Below are 21,158 nucleotides of genomic sequence, written 5' to 3'. Positions count from 1 at the left end.
TTTTCGAGCTCGTAAGGAGAGTTTGTTGATTGTTGCATGAGTCAATCGACGTATTGGTTGATGAATGTAAACCAAAGAATCATTATGGCTAATGCTGATGGAATAAGTGCCAGTAAAGCACTCTCTGGCTCACTTCCGTTGCTGATTAATGGAAAGACCACAAGAGCAAAGAACGATATGAATATTGCGTTGAGGATTGCTCTAGAGCGAAAATGTGATGCCATGAAACCTGCTGTTTTTAGCTTGAATGCATTCGCAAGCGTTTCCATTTATCTGGTTGCCAACTTTTAGATTTTAGTGTCTCTGTTTTGAAGAATCTGCATTCTTATACATTGTCGAGAATCATCTGATCTCTATAGGGTTCTTTTTGTTGTTTTCAAGGGGTTAGCCATTGTTAATGACAAGATATGCTGCCCTCGGCTTTGATATGTCAAAATTTAGCTCAGTTTAGGCAAGCATCTATGATTTACAGGAGGTTTTCCTCGCTCTATCCTTTTGTTAGATTTTAAAAAATTTAGCTTTTAATTGATATCAGTGAAATCATCAATTCAGTGATTTTTTGTTCTTAGCGTTTAGATTTAGAGGCTAAATTTTACCGTTAAAACCTTGATTGATTGCCTTGTCATGGTTGCAATTCGAGAGGTAGCCACTATCTTGCTGTCAAGACCGACGATTGATTCCTTGACTCTTTCTAATGTTTTGAATCATGCCTGCAAGAAGATGCCGTGACCACATTCTTATAGCTTGTGTTGCCGTAAGAAAGTAGTGCTGAAAGTAATCAATTAAATTCAGCAGTGTTGTAACTGCTCAATAACTGATCTATTCTTAAATCAATAGGAACCTACGGTTTTTGGTTAGAAAAGATTGGCCGTACTCACTAGCGAGCCCCAAAGATGGCGTATTGCTATGTTTCCTCCGATACCAAGTACAGCAATGAATGATGCGAAATAAAAGAGCTGAAAATGTCCAGCTTTGCTACTTGGCATCCAGACGTTGGTTTCTGCAGTAGGTTTCACCCAAGACCTACCTGGGAAAGAATTCCCTGTCCAGTTAGAAGCTCTGTACCTAGGCCAATTACAAAGCCCAGCATCGCAAGGCGTCCATTCCACTGCTCAGCAAAGGATGAAAAGCCAAATCTTGAATCGCTCATTGAGTTAAGAAATCTGAAGATACTGTAACAGATTATTGCGCGCGCTGGCCGGTCTGCTAGCTGTGCATCCTTCTTTCAGGTTGATTCCATGGAAGGATCCGCCTTTCTTGGTGCTTGCTGCGAGTGGTCTGCCCAAAGCGATTGTCTGAAAAATAGTGCTCTTGCTGTGCAGGCAATGAGTGATTTCCCACGTTTGCATCCCAACCAGTGGTTGTTGGCTATCTGTTCGCTAAGAATGAATTCGTTTAGGCGTGTTTGAATTTACTCTCTGTGAAGCACCATTTCTCCAGACTGAGTGTTGACCCCGTCCAAAGAGTGACCTTTCTATCTTTCTCCTGTAGCAGGCTTGTTTGGCTTGAAATGTTCTCAATAGGTGTGACTTATGGACGTAATGCTTAAGAAAGTGAGGCCGTTCCTCTCATTTCTTTGACATGTAGTATTCAGCCTTCCTAATGAATAGGAAGTTTTTGGGTCAGACTACAAAGCTAGTGCCACTAAGCCTTCTTCGCGGGCTATTTAAGTCACTTCTTTTTAAGGAGTTGGTTAGACTAATCAATATAGAAAGTTTGTGATAGATAGCCAAGTGTTGGCAAGAACTGACACAGTGTGAGCGGTTAAGACTAGGCCACACTCCCTAATAGAGGTTCAGCAACTCTGCCGATGGGATGGGTCTTCCTTTCTTGACATGGAGTTGTGACTGCCTTTACGCGCTTATCTGTTTTTTGTCATAGATGGAATCCGAGACTCAAGGAAAATTTAATTAGTTTTGATCCTCCAATGAAGCCAATTAAAAGACGTAATCATCCTCAAGTGAATGCAAGCAGTTCGATTGGCATTTTTGAAATAATCTCTAGCGACACAAGTTTAGGCCTCGATGAGTGGACACCATCAAAAGACGAGCTTGAAGGAGACATCAATGATGCTATTGAGGCTATAAGGTCTACTGTGTTAAACCTACAGTTAAAGATAAAAGCTTCTGACAAGTACATACTCGGATTGCTAGATGTCGTGGCCGATGATTACAGAGCTCAACGGCCATCAGGGACCAACTAAATAGCTTCTTTTTGATCAATGCATCACTACCACTGTGCATTAATCACATCAGGGATTGGGGCGTTTCCGATTCTCAAACTCCCAATGCATCGCCTTCCACAATAGTTAAGTGAAGAATGTATTCGGAGTTACCCAAATATTTCTAGGCTTCCTTGAGCTAGGAGGTGGGATCGGTTACCCCTGTTCAGCAAAATCACCACTAAAATGAAAAAGTGTGTTTATCAGATGTCTGGTAAGTGACAATCATGAGCGAGTTAGCTGTAAATCCAAGGTCGATCTTCTAAGCGTAGTGTGAAGTCTTGACTTGACGATCGGGGATGTACTTTAGCCTTAATGATTCGCTTGGAGTCTTGTGGATTGTCGACTATGTGCTTGAGTTTTTCCATGATTGGACCGGAACTAAGAAAGGTTATTATCCTTAATTGTGGTCTCGCCCAGTTTTTCTTTTTTCATGAAATCTAAAGGCAGTCCTCCGACAATAGTTATTATTGCTGGAATGAATACCATCCCTACTAAAAGAAGCCCTATAGGCTGCTTTTGGTCGTATTCCCTAGTCGCCGCGTAAATGGCTAAACTGCAAATGCCTGCATATACCGATATTGAAATTATAAGTTTTTGCACTTAAGTTTTTGATTGGCTTCCCAGCTTATGAAGCATCCTGCCCTTTCATGATACTGGCGACTGCTTATAAGCCTGTCTTTGGCTACATGGCCATGTGGATAATGATAGCCGTTTTTTGCTGTAAGTTTTCATCAGCAAGGCGACATTGCAATCAACGAATTTGGAGTTCTCTAGGCTTAAATCTTAGTATTAATTGAAATCAGCTCCAGATGAAATTGGTTTTAATCACGGTCAACAACAGCAGTATAAGTAATGTTCTTTACTGCAACTCGTATACGTCATATTCTGCCTATATACTCACTGGACTTTTCACTGCTCACTTCTCTTGTGTCAATGTTTGCCAGTTTTCAAAAGTGTAGTCCTCTGGATCTGGGCTGGGCGTCAGTGATATTGGCTTCAGTCTTGTCAATGGGGCTAATCCACCTGTTGTTTTCATGATGAAATGCAAGCAACAGCCTTGCGGATTACAACAAGTGCTGATTTCTAAACGCACAAAAAAAGTCGCCCTGTCCAGGAGCGACTTAGTTCATGCGCCACCGTGTTGACCAACCGGTGCCTTCTTCCATTAAAACCAGCTCATAGCCAATAGTCCGAGCGACACGAACATTTTCATTGTTCACTTGTTATTAGCGGGGGTAGCCAATGCAATTCGCTTGATCGTTCTCGAATAGATGTGATTTGGCACAAACTCAACTCGGCAAGCTTTTAGCGAAGACTTCTCTAGTGATCTGGTGACGTCTGAAACCAGTCTTACTGATGAATACTCTCGGATCTTTCGTCCTAGCCTTTGGACTAACAACTGAGCAGATATTGTCAAAAGCTGTTGGTCCCAATCAACTGTTAGCGCTGGCGCGCTTCAGCTTGATCGCTGGGTCAGGGTCTTTGATGATTCTCAGGTGAGCAGAGCAATGCAGACTATTAAAGTTGTCAGCAATTCCTCGCTGGAGTGGTGATGGATGTAGTGGAGGGGGTACGGTTTATCTTCACGAGCATAAGTTAGGTAGGTCAGGTTCTACTTTGCATATGCTCTAATACCCCAGTAATGCCATAAACGTCAGCGGCGTCTTGGTTAAGCTCTTCACTAAGTTCATCGTTTCGCAGCCATTAGAAGAAACAAAATTTTCATTTCTATGTACAGCCACAGATTTTCTCGCTTCATATGTCTATCTTGGAAAATGTATTTAATGGTTTTTTATGCCATTGATGAATTGGATCTTCAACATTCTTAGCGGCCGATAGTAGATAGACAAAATACGGCTCAAATCTTTCTATCTTTCCCATCGTTTGCTAAAACAGTTCGTAAGACTTGTCCTCTATTTGATTATCTTTGCTTTGGCTCAGCATCTTAATGGATTGGTATTTCTTGGTTAGAATCAAGAGTATGGATCTTATGTCATGAATGATTGGATTCAGGCAGACTCATAATTCTGCAAATGAACTAGAAATAATTTTACTGCTCTTCCTCTTCTTCTTCCATTTTCATTACTAGTTCTTTATTTTCTTCTGAATAACATGTTTTCATGAAATCCCCAGGAGTAAAACTGTCATAGCTCTCGGCTTCGAACTCAATTTCTCCACTTTTGATTTTTTCTAATACTTCATTTGGACCCAAGCCAGAGGGTGCTCTTACAGTGATGTGATAAACGGTGGGAAATCTTAGTGCCCAGGAGTAAATAGCCAAGTTAGAAAGATAGAGGCTCTAAGACTCTATCTTTTGCCGCTTCATTTTTGCTATGTCATCTGATTCATCTGTATGTAATTCAATTGCAACTCCCGTTCCACATCACTTCATGGGTGGTGGGCGTGATTATACATATCGTTGCCTAACCCCTATTGAGATATTTAGCCTTTAAGATTGTGCTTGTTTTCGGTTCTTGCGTCGAATTTCAGCAGAATCCTCTTTGTTAACTATTGTGGCTGAGGAGAAGTGAGTTTTGATATATTTCCAAATCATTTTTAGCAGTGATCCATTCGTCTAGAAAATTGGATGTTTGATAATCTTTCCAGTTCATTTCGCATGCAATGACACGAGCATGTAATGCTCTTTCTGTTTTGGTCCTAAATCGAGTCGTGCCGCTATCAAGAGGAGCTGTTGCAAAATAATACCAGTTTGGTGTAACCATAAACTCCTCCAATCTCCTCCATCAAAGCGTATGAATGCCATCTAAGGCTAACAAAAAATTCTCTCCGTGCATTTTATATGACAAACAGGCGTTTCATGTAAGACGCAACTAATACACTGTCTTTCCTGCTAATTGATCCACTCTGCTGTAAGAAAGGCTTTAATTATCTTGGTGGTGGTATGTAAAATATTAGTGTTAGGCATCTAAAGGCTATGGATTGGCGAATAATTGCTGTTTTTACACCTATTGTGCTAGCTATATCATGGGCTGTCTTTAATATAGGGCGTGCAGCATTGGGTCAGCTTCAGCTGGCTATCAAGAATTTCAAGAAAAACCAATCCTGAATTGTTTTCTTGGCTTCGCCAAGCCTTTCATGGCATTTTATACGTTGGAATTTCGATGTAGATATCTGAGCTTTTTCAATGATGAGCTCAAGTGTTTGAATATTCTTCAATGTTGGTCGAAAAAGTTTTAATATGTTTTTCCTCTTGCTCATTGGTAGAGTATGCTTTCTGGTTTGCATCCCGTTAGAACTTTGATTCATAGATTTAGCACCATCCTCCTGTCTTTGCTGTCTTCGTGAAGTTGTTGATGAGGTTGCTACTTTCTATCTATGATTCTTTGGGGTACTGTTAAATAGTAGTTCACCTCTTCTCCACTGCGTTGGAGAAGAGGTGAATGGATATTAATCAGTTTGTTGGTCATTTGCAGTTAGAAGCGAATAGAGTTTTAGTAGAAGTAAAATGTTTCTAGTACTTCTAGCTCATCATCAACGAGTTCCATTGCTATCACGCTCATCTCATTCTTTCTTGCAATTATGTCAGCCCAAGCCATCTTTGCTAGTTCAAGTGTTTCGTAATTGCCATAGATTTTTTCATCTTCTACATCGCATTGAAAGATTTGATAGGGAGGCATGGTCAAGCTATGTCAGGTGATTTGAGGGCTTTTTGGTCCGATCTGTAATTGGATTGATTGTAAGTGTTGTTGGCATGCATTGGTTGGTAGGTATAAGGTTATCACTCAATTTGCTGTCATCTGCTACTTTTGAATGTTGTATAGTTTAATAGTTTTGGAAGCCTAACCCTTCATGCTGGAGAAGTATTGATCCATCTATTTCTCATGGTTCTTCTATTTCTTGAGGCCTGGCCTGCTGAACTAGCTTATGGAGATAATCAAGTTTTGGTCATTGGCACATGGGTCTTTATGTTGACAACGTGTATGGCTCTTTTGCTTGGTGCGATTTCCATGTTTGAAGAGGATATTCCTGAGCCAGGTAGAAGGAATAAAGTGAAGTGATGAAGGATTAGGTCGATTTATAAAGTTATAGGTTAAGCCTTTAATAGTGCTAAGACGTTAAGAGGCTTTCGCAGAGTTGGCGCAAAGAGTGCTCTTGATTTTTGTCGACCTACGTTTTTATCTTGAATTCTTTATTTGTTGGCTTTTGGGTTGTCATTCCATCAATTTGATGTGCCGGCGATAGCAATTTTTCTGTTTTTGGCTTTCCACTTCCTTGTAGAGTTAACCTCTTAAGTGGAGATCGGCTTATTGTAGGTAGGACGATTTATGGTTTTAACGCCTTTCTTTATCGATCATGGTTGGATTATGGCTGTGAGCGAAATTGACCATGTTTATCCTTTTAACTCTGCCTCATATGCTCAGTTGGTCAGAGTGCATTGCTAATTGCTTGCACCGGTGTGAGTTTCTTCCTTTGGGGCTCTTAATTGGTAGTCAGCAGGCTTTGTGTGCTTCTGCGCGCGGCATGCTCTAACAAATCGCCAATCGATGATTGGTTTCCCTCTTCAGTGGTGGCTATGAGTGGTGCAAGCAGCGCTGGAGTTCTTAGATACAGCCTATTTTGCTGGCAAATCCTGTGCCTATTTATTACATGGTGAACCTTAACTGGGATTCCCAATCATGAACTCTCCAACGGAGCATTCGATCTTGCTAGGTATTCCGGAAGCCTGTTCAAATAATTCACTGCTTCCAAAGCTTAACCCGCATGGTGCGAGCCCAAGAGCTGTAGCGACAAGATACAGTTGTTGGTAAATTGATCCTGCATCTTTCAGGATTAAGGAATAGGCAAGTCCGGTCTCAGAATGAAGACTTGCATTCCTTTCGTAGCGTGTAGCCATCACGATTAGTACGTCAGGTTGCTTGCCTTGGCTAGGTGATATCGAATCTGCCTGCGGTGCTCGGCATGTTGTATTGACAGCCATCTCAAGCATGTTTTGGCAGGGTTTGCTGAGATCACTTATCTTCCCTAGGCAATGATCAAAAGAGTCGTAATGATAAAAACCTGGGCTAACTCCGATGCACTGTTTAATACACAGATAAAGCTCGATCGAATGGAGTCCACCAGCACTTGCGACAGGCCTCAGCAAGCCTTCGTAGGATCGAGGTAATGCCGGATCGCAGAGGATTTCTTCTCGGGTATGCATCGAATGCCAGAGCAGATTCCCTAATGCTTTGATTGAAATTGGATGTGAAGTATAGGTGCGAATTGTTTTCCTTTTTCGAATTATTTGATAGAAGTTTGAGCTTTGATTGTCGATCGATGGTTGCGGTAGTGATATTGTGCTCAGTACGATTCTTTGATTTCTGGCTGGTGGGGATTCCTTTTTGATTACTTTTGGCAATAACTCTTCTTGGTGTAGATCAATTGTATGGCGACGCGTATGGTTGTGAAAGTTCAGGTCTTGACTGCTCCAGCCAGCACTTATGGCTTCTTGGTCGATCTCTGCATTGTGCTCAGAGTTGCAGATTCCAACCACGCCCGATGAGAGAAATAGCGAAATGATGTCTTGATATTGAACGCGTAGGTCTTCTGGTAAGAGCGGGTTAATGCTTCCTAGCGTGCAGGGTGATACGAGCCTCTGGATGAGTGGGTAGAGCCGATGATCTTGTAGGCGTAATGTTGTTGGTGCTAAAGGAGATGTGATATTAAGGCCGTTAAGGCAGGGCTGAATGCTCGTAAATTGTGAAAGTTTGAATTCTCTTCCCTCCTCTGGGCAGGTTTGTTGCTTGAGCCCGGGATTGGTCGGTAGTAGCCGCATGGCAACGCCATTGCACCCACTGATTTCGTGAATCAACAAGCCTTTTTTGTAGAGCATCTTGAGCTGCATGCCATGCTCCAAATTTGGAGTGGCGGATCCTGTCTTGTTAGGTGTTTCTCGGTATCGATTGCTCTCAATTCCTTCTTGTGAAAGCTCTTTGAGAAGTTTTTTTAGGGATTCTTTTGCGTCTTTGAGGAGCAACGTTTGACGATCGGGATTGGATCGTGTGGCATAAGGGGTCGTGATAATGATGTCATTATTGTCAATGTTGATGTCTATCCCTTTGCGAAATAAGTATCTCGGCATTCCGTTGACCTTTTGACCTTGATTTGAGACTTTTGGGTGGAGTTGTGTCTTGGATGCTGAACGCTGTCGTTTAGTTGGTAGAAATTATTGGTTTGGGATTTTTCTAATCCATGATTTGCATACTTCGTTGACTAAATGATTTTGGACATTAAAAGGCAATCTTGATCAGCGCAAGCAGGCCATGGGATGACGAGGTGGCACATCCAGTGCTTTGGCAACGCCTGGATGACAAACAGACCCCTGCACCGTATTAAGTCCCGAAAGCAATTCAGGGCGTTCTGTGACTGCTTCCTCTAAGCCTCGCCCTGCGATGCCAACGATGTAAGGCAAGGTCACGCTCACGAGGGCTTCGGTGGAGGTGAACGGCACGGCTCCGGGCATGTTGCCTACGGCGTAATGCTGAACACCGTGAATGGTCACGGTTGGGTTGGTATGCGTTGTTTCACGGCTGGTGGCGATGCATCCGCCTTGATCGATAGCCACATCAACGATCGCTGAGCCTGGTTTCATCCCTTTCACCATGGCTTCATCCACCAGCGTTGGTGCCCTGCCACCCGGGGTCAAAACGGCGCCAATCAGCAGATCAGCGGTGGGGATCAGTCTTTCGAGAAGACCACGGCTGCTCACCACGCTCATCAGGCGTCCGCTCCGATAGGCCTCCAGGCTGCGTAATCGTTCGGGGGAGCGATCCAGAAGCATCACTTCTGCATCCATGGCAGCGACGAGCCGTGCTGCGTTCCACCCCACGGTTCCTGCACCAAGAACCACCACGCGCGCTGGTTGCACACCAGTACAGCCTCCAATTAAGACACCTCTGCCACCTTGCGGGCGTTCGAGTAATCGAGCCCCCACCTGCGCTGCAAGCCTGCCAGCGATTTCGCTCATGGGCGCCAGCAGTGGCAGGGTTCCGTTTTCCAGTTGCACTGTTTCGTAGGCAACGCCCGTAGTACCTGCCGCGAGAAGGGCTTCTCCCACCTCTGGGTAAGCCGCCAAGTGCAGGTAGGTCAACAGCACCATGTCATTCCGCAAAAAGCGGAATTCTTCAGGCTGCGGCTCCTTCACCTTCACGACTAAATGAGCGCCCCACGCTTGTTCTTGATCCACGATCTGTGCGCCTGCAGCGGCGAAGGCCTCGTCATCAATTCCTGCGCCGGAGCCCGCACCGCTCTGGATCCGCACCTCCAGTCCATGGGTTACGAGCTCTTTAACGGCATCCGGTGTCAGCGCGACGCGTTGCTCATCAACCTTGATTTCTGTGGGGACTCCAATGGTGGCCATCGGAGCCGTCAGTACGGATTGAGCCATGGCTGCCGAAGACGATCCTTCAATCTGACCCTGCTTAGCCGGATTGGCCACTGGTCTATGCGTCTTGAAATCAGCGGGAGGCGATCGGGAGCCTCCAACCGGTTCCAAAGGCCTGTCGACTCACTTTCAAAACAGGAGGGGCTTGGCGACGTTTGAATTCCGCGCGACGAAAGAGTTGTTCAATCCGTTGCACGTCAGCCGGGTCATGACCAGCTGCGATCAATTGAGTGCCAGAGCTGTGCTTTTCAATCAGATCCTTCAGAAGTGGATCGAGAGTGGAGTAGTCGGGAAGGGAGTCACTGTCCTGTTGGTTAGGACGTAGCTCTGCACTAGGAGGTTTATTCAAGATCTCCAGTCCGATCAAGTCGTTGTGCACTGGCAGTCCCAGCGCTTTTCGGGACGTCTTGGAATCAGGGCTGTCTAACCAGCGGCAGAGAGAAAACACCGTTGACTTGTAGAGATCGCCGATCACCGCCAACCCGCCATTCATATCGCCGTAAAGGGTGCAGTACCCCACCGCAAGTTCTGATTTGTTGCCCGTGGACAGCAACAGCTGCCCTTGCTGGTTAGCAACGGCCATGAGCAAGGTTCCTCGAATGCGCGATTGCAGATTTTCCGCCGTAACGCCTGACGGTGCTTGCTCTAATGCCGGGGTGAGGGTGGCCTCAAAGCCCTGCATCAAGTCTTGTATTGGCAAAGTTGAGGTAGATATTCTCAAGCGTTTTGCAAGCGCCTCTGCATCATCAATTGACCCAATGGAGCTCCAGGGAGAGGGCATCAGCAATGCCTGCACGCGGTCTGCTCCGAGCGCCGCTGCTGCAATCACAGCGACAAGTGCTGAGTCGATTCCGCCACTAAGCCCCAGCAGGGCGCGTTGAAAACCGCATTTAGAAACGTAGTCGCGCACGCCGAGCACAAGGGCCTGGAACAGTTGCTCAAGATCTGCGCCTTCCGAGGGGTATGTCGTGCCCACCGTTGCGGCAGAACTCCTGTAGGTGCTGTCCCAGCAGGCGATGGCTTCGCGGCAGGTTGGAAGTTGCAACTCCACCTCACCGTTGGCTGCCATGACAAAACTGCCGCCATCGAACACCAATTCATCGTTGCCGCCCACCTGGTTCACATAAACCACTGGGCAATCAAGACGTTGGGCGGCGCGGGCGGCGAGCTGATGCCGAATCGATGCTTTGGTTCTGCCGAAGGGGGACGCGGAGAGGTTCAGCAACACATCCACTTGCTCTGGGATGAGATTGGCGATTGGGTCCGGTCCCACCAAGCGTTGTGCTTGAAGCGCGTCCTCAACCCATAGGTCTTCGCAGATGGTGAGCCCTAGGCGCCAATCCTGTCCTTCAGCTTTAAAGCTCAGAACACTGGCTTGGTTGGCAGGTCTGAAATACCGCGATTCATCAAAGACGTCATAGGTGGGGAGGAGTTGTTTGCGAGCTACGACGCGCCAACCGTTTGCCTCCACGAGAGCCGCCGCATTGAAGAGTCGGGGGTGTTGCTGGTCTGGTGCAGGCTCCACCACCCCCACCAGCAGGGCAGTCTGCGGCAGGGCATGGCTTAGGCCCTGCTGCAGCTGATTGAGGGCCTCGCTCTGCTGTTGGAGATGTGCAGGACTCAACAGCAAGTCTCGAGGGGGGTAGCCCCAAAGGGAAAGTTCTGGGCTCACCACCAACGCAGGAGGTGTGTTGTGCGCCTGATCGCTGATTTCGAGACAAGCCTCTACCAGCCGCTTGGCGTTCCTAGACAGATCTCCTACCAGAGGATTGGTCTGGGCCAGGGCGATGCGCATGGCAATTCAGGAAGGTGCGTCTTGGAGTCCATAAAGATTGTGCTGCAAGAGGAGGGGCCAGAGCGGTTTTGGGATCTGATCTGCAGCGCTCGTGTGACGAATGCTTGAGCTTGCTGTTGCCGGAATCTGCAAGGGCAGCACGGTGATCTCTGCGCCGAGACGGCGGAGTTGTTCGAGGTGTTCGGGTTCCAGCGGCCACCCCTTTCGCGGCACCACCCCCAGCCGGCAGCGCTTGAGCCAGAGCTCGCTTGACCTCCACTGGGGGATCTGAACGGCCAGATCACTGCCCACAACAAAGCAGAGCTCGTGCTGAGGCCATCGATGTGCTGCTCGTTCAAGCGTGGTGATGGTGTACGGGCTGCTGAGTGTTTGGTCGATGCTGATCCGTGGGTTATCGATGGCCATGACCAAGGCCTGGAGCAGCTCGCTACGGAGATCCAGGCTGGCATCGTGGCGTTTTAATGGGTTGTCGCTTGCCCAGGTGGCGACGCGTTGAAAGTGATCCAAAAGGCCTTCAAGAAGGGCCTGATGCCCGAGCGTTGGTGGATCGGCACTGGTGCCGAGCAGGGCGATGGTTGCGGTCATGGCAAGATCCCGTCGCGCCGGGGCCGAATGGGTGGCTGTGGCCACTCTGCAAGCAGGCGTTGCATGTTGGTATCGCTGTGAACAAGGCGCCGCATGAGGGTTGTCGGTGCTGGATTGCCCCGTCGTCCTCGACCACGTTGATCGACCAGCCAGCGAGCGGTGAGCCTTCCAGTTCTGCGTGTGGTGTGCACTGCGAGAGCCGCCTGGGCGACGGCGACTGGGGCGGCTGGACCCAGGCTTAAGCCCCCGGAGAAGGGGGCGGCGATCAGCAAAAGTTGCCTGACTCCAGCTAAAGCGAGCTGAAGCCCCAGTTGGACGCCTCCCAACAGGGCGTTATGCCCGGAGAGCCGTTGCATCAGCCGCCGTGCCGCTGGGCCTCCCATCGGCAGTTCATAGAGCTTGCAGAGCTGCACCACTAGGGCGGTATCGCAGGCCATGCCTCCAGCCAGATCGATTAACACGAGAGGATTGGCCGCAACCCCTGTGGCCTTCAGCGCTGCGTAGCGGCCGATGAGGCCTTGTGCATCTTGACGTCGGCGCTCCAGTCGACCGAGTTCCAGTTGTTGTTGGAGCCGTTCGGCTTGGCGGAGCGCATTCAAGGCCAAGAGGGCTTGGCCTTGCTCTTGCAGCAGATGGATGACAGAAGCGCTTAGCGGGCTCACGACAGCTGGTTGGCGTTCGCTCCGAATTCGGCCGTCGGACCGTTGGATGGCTTTGCGAGGGGCGGCTGAAACGGCAATCGGTTGAGGAATCCGTGCGGCATGGTTGCGCTGACACCGCTCCTTGATCCTTTGGCTGATGCTTTGCCGGAGGCTGGCGAGTTGCTCTGGAGGACAACAATCACTTCGGTTCAGCACGGGAAGCACTGGTTTGCCACTGTTCATTAATGTCTCCAAGGCATCGAGCTCAACCCTGCTGATGTCGGCATCCAACACGAGAAGCACAAGATCGGACTGCAGAGCTACTCGCGCCGCCAGACGCGCTCGCGCCGCTGCTGCAACCTCATCGATTCCTGGTGTGTCGACAAGTTCGATCGTGTTGAGACCAGAAATGGAGATCGCCCAAGGCAACGCCTGTTGTTGTCGGGTGCAGCCGTGGGCGACATCAGTGGCCAGTAGTTCTTGGCCGATCAACGCATTGACGAGGCTTGATTTGCCTACCCCTACTCGGCCGAAGACTGCGACGCGCAGGTTGCGATTCGACAGGCGGTCCAATTGCAGATCCAAGCTCCTGAGCGAACCCGCCAACACGGTTTGCTCCCGTCGATTGAGCTGGAGCTGAGATCGCCAGGTTTGCAGCAGTGACAGGCACCGCTCCGTTGTGGATGTAGGCGAGGACGCCGTCATCACGACCCATTCGCTCCCGCTGATTTGCGCCACCAGCCTGCGAGCACGGCCAGAACCGCATCAGGGCCAATGACCCCAACAAATCCTCCGAATTCATCCACTACAACTCTCACCCCGCTGTTGTCGCGGCGGAAGGCTGTCAGCAGTCGATCGGCGCGAATCATTTCAGGCACAAATTCGACGGGTTCACTGAGATCTGCCGGGGTGAGTTGACCTTGGTTTTGGACGAGTGCCGCCAGCAATCGATCCCGACTTGCAACCCCCAGAACCTTGTCCACGGCATCACCCAGGACCACCCACCATTGGGCCTCATTCTCGAGCAGGGCGGACCTCAGCTGCATCAACGTGCTCGCTCCGTCCAAGCTCGGAGCAGCAACCCTTGGTGTCATCAAATCCCTCGCCGTGAGGTCGTTGAGCTGAAACACCTTGGCGATCATCGCCGCTTCATCAGCTTCGATTTGGCCGGTTTGGGATCCCATCCGTGCCAGCAGTCGTATCTCCTCTTCGTCAGTATTGAGTTCGCTTTCCTGGGTAATGGCCGGCAGCAGCCTCTCCAGCAGAAGGACAAGCGGACGCATCAGAACGCCAAGCAGGTGCAAGACCGGTGCACTAGCGAGTGAGACAGGCAGCGCCAGTCGGGTGCCGATCGCCTTGGGCAGGATCTCCCCCAAAAGAATCACCAGCACGGTGAGACCAATGGAGAACAGGGGTAGAGCCACTGCGCTGATGCCCATGTCTTCGAACAGCCAAGCGGCGTAGCCACCGAGCATCAAACTGCCGAAAATATTGAAGCCGTTATTCGCAATCACCAGCACCGACAGGGTTCGACCGAGTCGCTGACGGAGCTGGGCTAATCGCCGCGCACCGGCAATCGGTTTGGATCGACCCGCGAGTTCGAGAACGCGAACGGGGTTAACGGAGAGCAGAGCCGCCTCAACACCAGAACACAAGGCGGATCCTGTGAGGACCACGACTACCAGCAGAATCAGGATCAGCAGGTCGTGAGTCATGCCTGGGTGCTTTGCCTGCCATCCTGACGTTTACCTGGTGCACTGTCTCCGTCGTGGTTCATAGTTCGCTCCCAATTGATGCTCAGGGTTACGCCGAGCGGCGTCAGCGGTTCATGGCCCATCTTGGCGGTGCGGCTGCTGTAATTCCAGCGGCAACCCTGGTGACTCACCATGCCGACTGTGAGTGGCCCTTTCGTCAGAACAGCGACTTTTGGTACCTCACAGGGTTTGATGAGCCGGATGCCGTCGCCCTGTTTTTGCCGCATCGTCCTGAAGGTGAGCGCTACGTGTTGTTTGTGAATCCTCGTGAGCCCGGAGCCGAGGTATGGACGGGACGGCGTTGGGGTACGGAGGGTGCTGTGGATCAGTTCGGCGCTGATATAGCTCATCCGCGCTCTGAATTGGCCACACATCTGCGTGGGTACCTGAAAGATGCTGAGGGCATCGCCTTCCGCACAGGTCATCACCCGGCGGTTGAGGCCGTAGTGCTCGAGGTTTGGGCTGAACAATTGGATCGCGCCTCGAGACGGGGAGCCGCGGCTCTTGGGCTGGTGGCGCCCTGTCCGGTTTTGCATGAACTTCGCTTGCGCAAAGATCCAGCGGAGCTCGATCGGATGCGTGAGGCGTGCCGCATCTCAGCCGAGGCTCATGAGTTGGCGCGTGCAGCAGTCCAACCAGGGATGAGTGAGCGACAGGTGCAAGCCCTCATCGAGTTCCACTTTCTCGATCAAGGGGCACGGGGGCCTGCCTATGGCTCAATCGTTGCAGGAGGTGATAACGCTTGCGTTCTGCATTACATCGATAATCAAGACTTGCTTAAAGACGGTGATCTGTTGCTGATTGATGCCGGGTGCTCAATCGGTGACTACTACAACGGTGACATCACCCGCACTTTCCCTGTGAATGGCCGCTTCAGCGGTGAACAGCGAGCTCTCTATGAGCTTGTTCTGAGTGCTCAGGAGTCGGCCATTGCCACCGTCAGGCCTGGCGGAACGGCGGAGGAGGTGCATCAGACCGCCTTACGACAACTTGTGGATGGTCTGCTGGATCTCGGACTCTTGGCTGGTGAGGCTGATGGAATCATCGAGCAGGGTGCCTACCGCCATCTCTATATGCACCGCACCGGGCACTGGCTTGGTTTGGACGTGCATGACGTTGGTGCCTACAGGCTTGGTGAGCATCACGTGGAGCTTGATCCAGGCATGGTGCTCACAGTGGAACCTGGTCTCTATGTCAGCGACCGGCTACCGGTTCCGGATGGTCAGCCTGAAATTGATGAATGCTGGAAAGGGATTGGTATTCGCATTGAAGATGATGTGGCCGTTCTCAAGGATGGCTACGAGGTCTTAACCGCAACAGCCTTGAAGTCGGTTGCCTCGATGGAGCGATAAAAACGTTCAGCTCACCACTTGCAGGGAGATCCAGACCAATCCCACGGATAAGAGCATCAGGCCATCGAGATCGCTGACTCGGCCGCTGAGAGGGCGAACCAAAATCAGTGTGAGAATCAGCAACACCGATTCCATCGGATTGAGACCGAGGATCACGTTGGTGTTCGTCAGTTCTCCAATGAAGAGGACTGCTGGCACGGTGAGGCAAAGCGTTGATAAGGACGATCCATAAAGCGTATTGAGAGACCGTTGCACTTCTCCTCGATTGGCAGCTTGGAACGCATTGAGCGCTTCCGGAGTCACGACGAGAAGGCCCACCAACACACCACCCAGGGAGCTTGGGAGCCCGAGGTCGGTGATGCCAACTTCGATGAGGGTCCCCATGGATTCTGCGATCAGGACCAAGACCAATAGGCCGAGCGCCATGAAAATGGCGCTACGCATCGCCGGTTTGTTGTCGCCATCTGATGCCTCGTCCAGCTCATTAGTTGCCTTGGTTTCTTGCAACTCCAACTGCTTGGAGGCCTCAAGAAAAAGATTGCGGTAGGAGCCTGTTTGGAAGCGCAGGAAAGCTGCATAAAGCCCAATCGCTACAAAGGTGAGAAGCCAGTTGATTGGAAGTGAAAAGTTGGCTTCCGAGCTGTCAGAGCTGAAATTAGGAAGCACCAACACAAGCACGCTCATCGTCGTGATCAAGTTGATGTAGGTGGAGGCACCGCTTTGGTTGACGGTGGCCATGTCTTCTGGTTGGAAGGGTTCCGTAATCCCGGATGTTTGAAATCGTGACGCCAAAATCAAGGTGATTCCCTTCACCCCAGTGAGCACAATCATCAACACCGAGAACATCGAATCCCTTGCCAACGTGGGATTGCTTTCTCCGCTCAACATGGTGCTGGTGACAAGAGCCAGCTCGATCAAAATCACCGAACCTGTCAGTACAAGCGTCCCAATCGGTTCGCCCAGCTTTTCGGCGAGATGATCGGCTTGGCTGGCAATGCGCCTCGCTAGCAACAAAATCAAGAGGCTGAGTCCCCCTAATCCGCTTAGAACAATCGTTGGTGATTGCAGCAAGATCCACTCCAGGAGATGGGTGGTTTGCAGGCCGATCAGGACGACCACTCCAAGCAGCAAAGGCCATTCTTTGCGCATCAAATTTGATTGGGATCCCAGTTGAGTGCGGCCTTGGTATCGGTCAAGATCAACTCTGCTCCTGCGGCTCGTAAGTTCTCTTCGTAGCGCGCTCGCGCCTCAGATTGCCCTGGGCTTTGTAGGTGTGGGGGGACAACAGCCAAGCTCAGCCAACGCTGCTGTGGGAGCTGGTCCTTGGCGCGCATCACTGTTTTGACATCAGCCACGGTGTCTCCGAGATAGGCAATCAGTGGTGCGTCGGAACCGAGGCTCGAATCCAGAAGGGTGCTTGCCAGCCTGATAAGTCCTTCGGGATCTGGTTTGTCGGGTGCATCACCCATCGCGATCAGCGGGGGATCTACCAGACCTAGTCGCGTCTCCAACACGAAACGAGCCGAGGGTGGTTCTGCACCACTCACAAATCCCCATCTACAACCTTTTTGATCGAGAGTGTCAAAGAACTCTGGATTGACAAGCAAAGGCTCATCTCGGATGAACCCTGTCCAGGACGAAGGATCGCCTTCTGGGTCGCCTCCGAAATAAAAGCTGTTGAATATCTCCACCAGGTCCTCAAAGGCCGGCAGTGACGCCTGATTCTGCTGGCCATCGCCTCTACGCCGTAGCAGTTCCAACGAGGCTTTCCAATCGTTGTTCCAGCAGCCCTCAGCCTTCAGAGAATCGATCGTCGCTGATTCGGGGCGCCAGCCGCTGTAGTGATTGACTGTTTCTACAATCGCCCTTCGATAGCTGCCGCCTACGTCACGGATCACTCCGTCGATGTCGAAAAGCAGCAAAGCCCGCGGTGCAGGGGTATTGCTTGGACGGAGGTTGTCCATTGCCTCGAAACTAGGGGTTTGTCGCATCGTGCTCGAATTGCTCGGCAGCGGCTGTTGTGTGAGGGTTTTGCAGTAGGGCGCTAGCGATTTCCGGGCTGATTGTGAAGGTGTCGCAGCCGCCGGCGGCTAGGGCAACCAGATCGTTGGGGCTGCGAAGGCTCGCGACTAGCAAGCGAGTGTTTGATTCCAGCGCATGCAGTGCACGTTGCATTGTCAGCAGTTCGCTATGGCCATCTCGCCCTTGATCGTTAATGCGACCTAGGTAGGGGGCGATGTAGTTGGCGCTAAGTGCGTCTGCCAGCAAGACCTGGGCGGCGTCGTAGCAGGCGGTGAAGGTGATCTGAATTCCACGACTGATCAGAGGGCGAGCCGCGACCAGACCTGCACGGGTAACAGGCAGCTTCACTATGACTACTCCTGGTGCTATGGATGCAAGTTCAGTGGCGCATGCTTCGAGAGCATTTGAATTGGCTCCCCAAGCTTGTAAATGCAGTTCCCTCACTCCAAGTTCTAGCGCTGTTGCACTGAGCTCCTTCAGGCTTTGAAAGTTGCAGGCCCGCTTGGCGCGGCGCAACAGCGTTGGATTGGTTGTGATTCCGGTGAAAAGCCCAGTTTGCCACCAGTTTTGCCAGTCTTCAGGGTTGGCACTGTCGAGTAGCAGACGCAAACTCATAGAGGAGGGAGTTGCGACTACTGATAGGTTAGATCTTTGTCCTTCATCCTTGAGCCCTGACACCATGACGGTTTCCGAAGGTGCTGCCGTCGACCAGGAGGTCGCAACAGAGGCAGCAGCAGCTGATGCTGCACCCCAGGCCGACGCAAAACCCGCGGGTGAAGCAGCTCCCCAGGGTGAAGCTTCTGATCAGCAGCAAGAGCCGAAGGAAGGCCGTCCAGTAATGCGCGGTGGCAGTGCAGCACTTGCTTCTGCCACCATCGATGCGGATGGAGTTCCTTCTGGCTATACCCCAAAAGCTGATGAGGGACGCTTCTTGTTGAAGATCCTGTGGCTGCCTGACAACGTGGCTTTGGCTGTTGATCAGATTGTCGGTGGTGGACCGAGTCCGCTGACGGCCTATTTCTTCTGGCCTCGTGAGGATGCTTGGGAGACGCTCAAGAGTGAGTTGGAAGGTAAGAGTTGGATTACCGATAACGAGCGTGTTGAAGTTTTGAATAAGGCCACAGAAGTGATCAACTACTGGCAAGAAGAAGGCAAGGGTAAAAGCCTTGATGAAGCCAAGCTCAAGTTCCCAGACGTTACTTTCTGCGGTACCGCCTGATCGAATCAAGATTTTGGTTTCTGGATGGCCAAGCTCTTCGCCCCGTTACGACGGGGCTTTTTAATGCTTTTTACGATGTTGCATGTTTACCTTGATTCTGGATAAAACTTCAATTCATAAAAAAGCCCCCTTAAAGGGGGCGATTATTCGCAATCGGCAATCGATCGTTGCGTTTTTTTACAGCCTTAAGTTGACTTGCTTGCTTGGGCACGAGCTCTGGCCCGTTGAAAAAGTTGCTGCGCTTTTACTTTTTCAGGAGTGGAAGGCTGACCTTCGAGCTTGGTGACGGCAGTGCGAGCAGCTGAAAGATCGCTTTCAGCTGATGTGGAGTCGATGTTGACGCCGAGTTCAGCTGAATTCACCAAAACGGTGACATCATCGGACTCAACTTCGGCAAAGCCACCCATTAGGGCAATGGATTGCCAATTGCTGTTGGTACGCACTCTGAGAACTCCAACGTCGAGCGCTGCGAGTAAGGAGACGTGGCCAGGAAGAATGCCGACTTGACCGGTGGTGCTGGGAAGGATCACCTCATCGGCCGAACCATCGAACACGCTCTGGTCTGGTGCCAGAACGCGGAGGGTGAGGGACATGGAAAGAAGGCTGCGGAGAGTTGGAAAGCGTGTTGGTGGTCATGCTCGGGGCGCAAGCGCCCCGATAACGATCACTTGGATTCAGCCGCGATCTTCTCGGCTTTGGCTTTGACTTCGTCGATGTTGCCAACCAGATAGAAAGACTGCTCTGGAAGGCTGTCAAGATCGCCAGCAAGAATTTGATTGAAGCCACTAATTGTGTCTTCTAGTTTCACGTACTTGCCAGGCATGCCGGTGAAGATTTCGGCAACGAAGAAGGGCTGGGAAAGGAACTTCTCGATTTTGCGAGCACGATCAACTGTCTGGCGGTCGTCTTCAGACAGTTCATCCAAACCAAGAATGGCGATGATGTCCTGGAGCTCTTTGTAACGCTGAAGAGTCGATTGAACCGCACGTGCTGTGCGGTAGTGCTCGTCACCCACAACTGCTGGCTGAAGCATGGTGCTTGTGGAATCAAGAGGATCCACAGCGGGGTAGATCCCCTTAGAAGCCAAGGCACGGTTCAGAACCGTTGTGGCGTCGAGGTGAGCGAAGGTTGTGGCAGGTGCCGGATCGGTCAGGTCGTCAGCAGGCACGTAAACAGCCTGAATTGAGGTGATGGATCCTTCCAGCGTGGAAGCGACTCGCTCCTGAAGAGCACCGACGTCGGTACCCAGTGTGGGTTGGTAGCCCACAGCTGATGGCATCCGACCCAAGAGAGCGGAAACTTCAGAACCGGCTTGCACGAAGCGGAAGATGTTGTCCACGAAAAGCAGAACGTCCTGCTTGTTCACATCCCGGAAATGCTCGGCCATGGTCAGAGCTGAGAGACCCACGCGCATACGAGCGCCAGGAGGCTCATTCATCTGGCCGTAACAGAGAGCCACTTTTGACTTCGAGAGATCGTCGGCGTTGATCACGCCGGATTCCTTGAATTCTTCGTAGAGGTCGTTGCCTTCACGAGTGCGCTCACCCACACCGCCAAAGACGGACACTCCGCCATGTTCTTTAGCGATGTTGTTGATGAGCTCTTGAATCAAAACGGTTTTGCCAACTCCGGCCCCACCGAAGAGACCGATCTTGCCTCCTTGGCGATAGGGAGCCAGGAGATCAATAACCTTGATACCGGTCTCGAAAACCTTGGGCTTGGTTTCCAGTTCAGTGAGTTTCGGTGCTTCCCGGTGAATAGGAGACGTGACGTTGGTATTAACGGGGCCTTGCTCGTCAACGGGCTCGCCGAGCACATTGAAGATTCGGCCCAACGTGGCTTCTCCCACAGGCACGGCGATGGGTGAACCTGTGTCCAGGGCTTCCATGCCGCGAACGAGGCCGTCGGTGCCACTCATGGCCACCGCGCGGACTCTGTGGTCACCAAGCAATTGCTGAACCTCGGCGGTTAAGCCGATGGCTTCGCCTGCAGTATTGGTGCCTTCAATGCGCAACGCATTGAGAATTTTCGGGAGTTTGCCGGCTGGAAATTCCACGTCCAGAACCGGTCCGATTACCTGACGGACAACGCCCTTGGAACCGGTAGAGGCAGGAGCAGCAGCGGCCATAAGTAAGGAGATGTGAGAGGGATGCGCAACAGGACGATCCCTTCCTGAGCGGCA

The 21,158-nt window shown here is 50.9% G+C and carries 21 protein-coding genes; 6 read left to right on the top strand and 15 right to left on the bottom strand.

The genetic code is table 11. The annotated features are described in order from the left end of the window. The first annotated feature begins 36 nt into the window (after window positions 1-36). A complete protein-coding gene (locus SYNC_RS10555; protein ID WP_041426690.1) occupies window positions 37-291 on the top strand; it encodes a hypothetical protein in 255 nt (84 codons plus the stop codon). A 721-nt stretch (window positions 292-1,012) separates the two neighbouring features. Here SYNC_RS10555 and SYNC_RS13895 read toward each other — a convergent pair. After that, a complete protein-coding gene (locus tag SYNC_RS13895) occupies window positions 1,013-1,150 on the bottom strand; it encodes a high light inducible protein (protein WP_011620213.1) in 138 nt (45 codons plus the stop codon). 693 nt (window positions 1,151-1,843) lie between these two features. Between SYNC_RS13895 and SYNC_RS10545 the strand changes: the two genes are divergently transcribed. Then, window positions 1,844-2,203, top strand: coding sequence for a hypothetical protein (locus tag SYNC_RS10545; protein ID WP_148201898.1), 360 nt, complete (start codon window positions 1,844-1,846; stop codon window positions 2,201-2,203). Between the two features lie 2,071 nt (window positions 2,204-4,274). Here the strand turns inward: SYNC_RS10545 and SYNC_RS14395 are convergent. Both SYNC_RS14395 and SYNC_RS14390 read right to left on the bottom strand, forming a co-directional pair. Beyond that, window positions 4,275-4,436 carry a hypothetical protein gene (locus SYNC_RS14395; RefSeq protein ID WP_167897221.1) on the bottom strand — a complete coding sequence of 54 codons (162 nt, stop codon included), beginning with the start codon at window positions 4,434-4,436 and terminating at the stop codon, window positions 4,275-4,277. A gap of 292 nt (window positions 4,437-4,728) precedes the next feature. Beyond that, window positions 4,729-4,947 carry a hypothetical protein gene (locus SYNC_RS14390; RefSeq protein ID WP_148201897.1) on the bottom strand — a complete coding sequence of 73 codons (219 nt, stop codon included), beginning with the start codon at window positions 4,945-4,947 and terminating at the stop codon, window positions 4,729-4,731. A 212-nt stretch (window positions 4,948-5,159) separates the two neighbouring features. Between SYNC_RS14390 and SYNC_RS13890 the strand changes: the two genes are divergently transcribed. Then, window positions 5,160-5,291, top strand: a complete 132-nt coding sequence (locus SYNC_RS13890; RefSeq protein WP_011620208.1) for a photosystem II protein Y — start codon at window positions 5,160-5,162, stop codon at window positions 5,289-5,291. 385 nt (window positions 5,292-5,676) lie between these two features. Here the strand turns inward: SYNC_RS13890 and SYNC_RS10530 are convergent, their stop codons facing one another. Beyond that, window positions 5,677-5,868 (bottom strand): hypothetical protein, encoded by a 192-nt coding sequence (locus tag SYNC_RS10530; RefSeq protein ID WP_011620207.1) that lies wholly within the window; start codon window positions 5,866-5,868, stop codon window positions 5,677-5,679. Between the two features lie 198 nt (window positions 5,869-6,066). Here SYNC_RS10530 and SYNC_RS14770 point away from each other — a divergent pair, with 198 nt between their 5' ends. Further along, on the top strand, window positions 6,067-6,243 hold the full coding sequence (locus SYNC_RS14770) for a hypothetical protein (protein WP_167897219.1): 177 nt from the start codon (window positions 6,067-6,069) through the stop codon (window positions 6,241-6,243). A 599-nt stretch (window positions 6,244-6,842) separates the two neighbouring features. Here the strand turns inward: SYNC_RS14770 and SYNC_RS10525 are convergent. From SYNC_RS10525 to SYNC_RS10500, 6 genes are all read right to left on the bottom strand, one after another. Continuing rightward, complete coding sequence (locus SYNC_RS10525) at window positions 6,843-8,306, bottom strand: SagB family peptide dehydrogenase (RefSeq protein ID WP_011620205.1); 1,464 nt, start codon at window positions 8,304-8,306, stop codon at window positions 6,843-6,845. Window positions 8,307-8,471: 165 nt separating this feature from the next. Continuing rightward, on the bottom strand, window positions 8,472-9,611 hold the full coding sequence (gene ald / locus SYNC_RS10520) for an alanine dehydrogenase (protein WP_041427092.1): 1,140 nt from the start codon (window positions 9,609-9,611) through the stop codon (window positions 8,472-8,474). A 70-nt stretch (window positions 9,612-9,681) separates the two neighbouring features. Continuing rightward, window positions 9,682-11,403, bottom strand: coding sequence for an NAD+ synthase (locus tag SYNC_RS10515; protein WP_011620203.1), 1,722 nt, complete (start codon window positions 11,401-11,403; stop codon window positions 9,682-9,684). A 6-nt stretch (window positions 11,404-11,409) separates the two neighbouring features. After that, entirely contained in the window at window positions 11,410-11,988 is a 579-nt protein-coding gene (locus SYNC_RS10510; RefSeq protein ID WP_011620202.1) for a nicotinate-nucleotide adenylyltransferase, read from the bottom strand. Continuing rightward, on the bottom strand, window positions 11,985-13,334 hold the full coding sequence (locus tag SYNC_RS10505; protein WP_011620201.1) for a GTP-binding protein: 1,350 nt from the start codon (window positions 13,332-13,334) through the stop codon (window positions 11,985-11,987). The genes SYNC_RS10510 and SYNC_RS10505 overlap by 4 nt, the downstream gene beginning before the upstream one ends. Continuing rightward, window positions 13,334-14,344, bottom strand: coding sequence for a CNNM domain-containing protein (locus SYNC_RS10500; protein ID WP_011620200.1), 1,011 nt, complete (start codon window positions 14,342-14,344; stop codon window positions 13,334-13,336). The genes SYNC_RS10505 and SYNC_RS10500 overlap by 1 nt, the downstream gene beginning before the upstream one ends. Before the next feature lie 53 nt (window positions 14,345-14,397). Between SYNC_RS10500 and SYNC_RS10495 the strand changes: the two genes are divergently transcribed. Beyond that, window positions 14,398-15,735, top strand: coding sequence for an aminopeptidase P N-terminal domain-containing protein (locus SYNC_RS10495; protein WP_011620199.1), 1,338 nt, complete (start codon window positions 14,398-14,400; stop codon window positions 15,733-15,735). 6 nt (window positions 15,736-15,741) lie between these two features. On the opposite strand, the gene SYNC_RS10490 is transcribed toward SYNC_RS10495, so the two are convergent. Genes SYNC_RS10490 through SYNC_RS10480 form a run of 3 tightly spaced genes read right to left on the bottom strand, consistent with a single transcriptional unit; the run spans window position 15,742 to window position 18,372 of the window. Next, a complete protein-coding gene (locus tag SYNC_RS10490) occupies window positions 15,742-16,884 on the bottom strand; it encodes a calcium:proton antiporter (protein ID WP_041426685.1) in 1,143 nt (380 codons plus the stop codon). After that, window positions 16,884-17,699, bottom strand: coding sequence for a TIGR01548 family HAD-type hydrolase (locus tag SYNC_RS10485; RefSeq protein WP_011620197.1), 816 nt, complete (start codon window positions 17,697-17,699; stop codon window positions 16,884-16,886). Before SYNC_RS10485 ends, SYNC_RS10490 begins: the two co-directional genes overlap by 1 nt. 10 nt (window positions 17,700-17,709) lie before the next feature. Then, window positions 17,710-18,372 carry a transaldolase family protein gene (locus SYNC_RS10480; RefSeq protein WP_041426684.1) on the bottom strand — a complete coding sequence of 221 codons (663 nt, stop codon included), beginning with the start codon at window positions 18,370-18,372 and terminating at the stop codon, window positions 17,710-17,712. Between the two features lie 64 nt (window positions 18,373-18,436). On the opposite strand from SYNC_RS10480, the gene SYNC_RS10475 reads away from it, so the two are divergent. Then, window positions 18,437-18,976: a 30S ribosomal protein PSRP-3 gene (locus SYNC_RS10475; RefSeq protein WP_041426683.1), complete on the top strand. Its 540-nt coding sequence runs from the start codon at window positions 18,437-18,439 to the stop codon at window positions 18,974-18,976. Between the two features lie 185 nt (window positions 18,977-19,161). Here SYNC_RS10475 and atpC read toward each other — a convergent pair whose 3' ends face one another. After that, a complete protein-coding gene (atpC, locus tag SYNC_RS10470; protein ID WP_011620194.1) occupies window positions 19,162-19,569 on the bottom strand; it encodes an ATP synthase F1 subunit epsilon in 408 nt (135 codons plus the stop codon). Window positions 19,570-19,640: 71 nt separating this feature from the next. Continuing rightward, a complete protein-coding gene (atpD, locus tag SYNC_RS10465) occupies window positions 19,641-21,104 on the bottom strand; it encodes a F0F1 ATP synthase subunit beta (protein ID WP_011620193.1) in 1,464 nt (487 codons plus the stop codon). Between the last annotated feature and the right edge of the window lie 54 nt (window positions 21,105-21,158).

The sequence above is a fragment of the Synechococcus sp. CC9311 genome (assembly GCF_000014585.1).
Lineage (GTDB): Bacteria > Cyanobacteriota > Cyanobacteriia > PCC-6307 > Cyanobiaceae > Synechococcus_C.
Note: the sequence above shows the minus strand (reverse complement) of the source record. Positions and strands in the feature narration are given on the sequence as shown.

Coding starts and splice junctions, on each gene's coding strand:
- SYNC_RS10485 (WP_011620197.1), bottom strand. CDS start 17,699: ATGGACAACCTCCGTCCAAGCAATACCCCTGCACCGCGGGCTTTGCTG.
- SYNC_RS10480 (WP_041426684.1), bottom strand. CDS start 18,372: ATGAGTTTGCGTCTGCTACTCGACAGTGCCAACCCTGAAGACTGGCAA.
- SYNC_RS13890 (WP_011620208.1), top strand. CDS start 5,160: ATGGATTGGCGAATAATTGCTGTTTTTACACCTATTGTGCTAGCTATA.
- SYNC_RS14390 (WP_148201897.1), bottom strand. CDS start 4,947: ATGGTTACACCAAACTGGTATTATTTTGCAACAGCTCCTCTTGATAGC.
- SYNC_RS14770 (WP_167897219.1), top strand. CDS start 6,067: ATGGTTCTTCTATTTCTTGAGGCCTGGCCTGCTGAACTAGCTTATGGA.
- SYNC_RS10525 (WP_011620205.1), bottom strand. CDS start 8,306: ATGCCGAGATACTTATTTCGCAAAGGGATAGACATCAACATTGACAAT.
- atpC (WP_011620194.1), bottom strand. CDS start 19,569: ATGTCCCTCACCCTCCGCGTTCTGGCACCAGACCAGAGCGTGTTCGAT.
- SYNC_RS10490 (WP_041426685.1), bottom strand. CDS start 16,884: ATGCGCAAAGAATGGCCTTTGCTGCTTGGAGTGGTCGTCCTGATCGGC.
- atpD (WP_011620193.1), bottom strand. CDS start 21,104: ATGGCCGCTGCTGCTCCTGCCTCTACCGGTTCCAAGGGCGTTGTCCGT.
- SYNC_RS10510 (WP_011620202.1), bottom strand. CDS start 11,988: ATGACCGCAACCATCGCCCTGCTCGGCACCAGTGCCGATCCACCAACG.
- ald (WP_041427092.1), bottom strand. CDS start 9,611: ATGGCTCAATCCGTACTGACGGCTCCGATGGCCACCATTGGAGTCCCC.
- SYNC_RS10500 (WP_011620200.1), bottom strand. CDS start 14,344: ATGACTCACGACCTGCTGATCCTGATTCTGCTGGTAGTCGTGGTCCTC.
- SYNC_RS10515 (WP_011620203.1), bottom strand. CDS start 11,403: ATGCGCATCGCCCTGGCCCAGACCAATCCTCTGGTAGGAGATCTGTCT.
- SYNC_RS10475 (WP_041426683.1), top strand. CDS start 18,437: ATGACGGTTTCCGAAGGTGCTGCCGTCGACCAGGAGGTCGCAACAGAG.
- SYNC_RS10555 (WP_041426690.1), top strand. CDS start 37: ATGAGTCAATCGACGTATTGGTTGATGAATGTAAACCAAAGAATCATT.
- SYNC_RS10505 (WP_011620201.1), bottom strand. CDS start 13,334: ATGACGGCGTCCTCGCCTACATCCACAACGGAGCGGTGCCTGTCACTG.
- SYNC_RS13895 (WP_011620213.1), bottom strand. CDS start 1,150: ATGAGCGATTCAAGATTTGGCTTTTCATCCTTTGCTGAGCAGTGGAAT.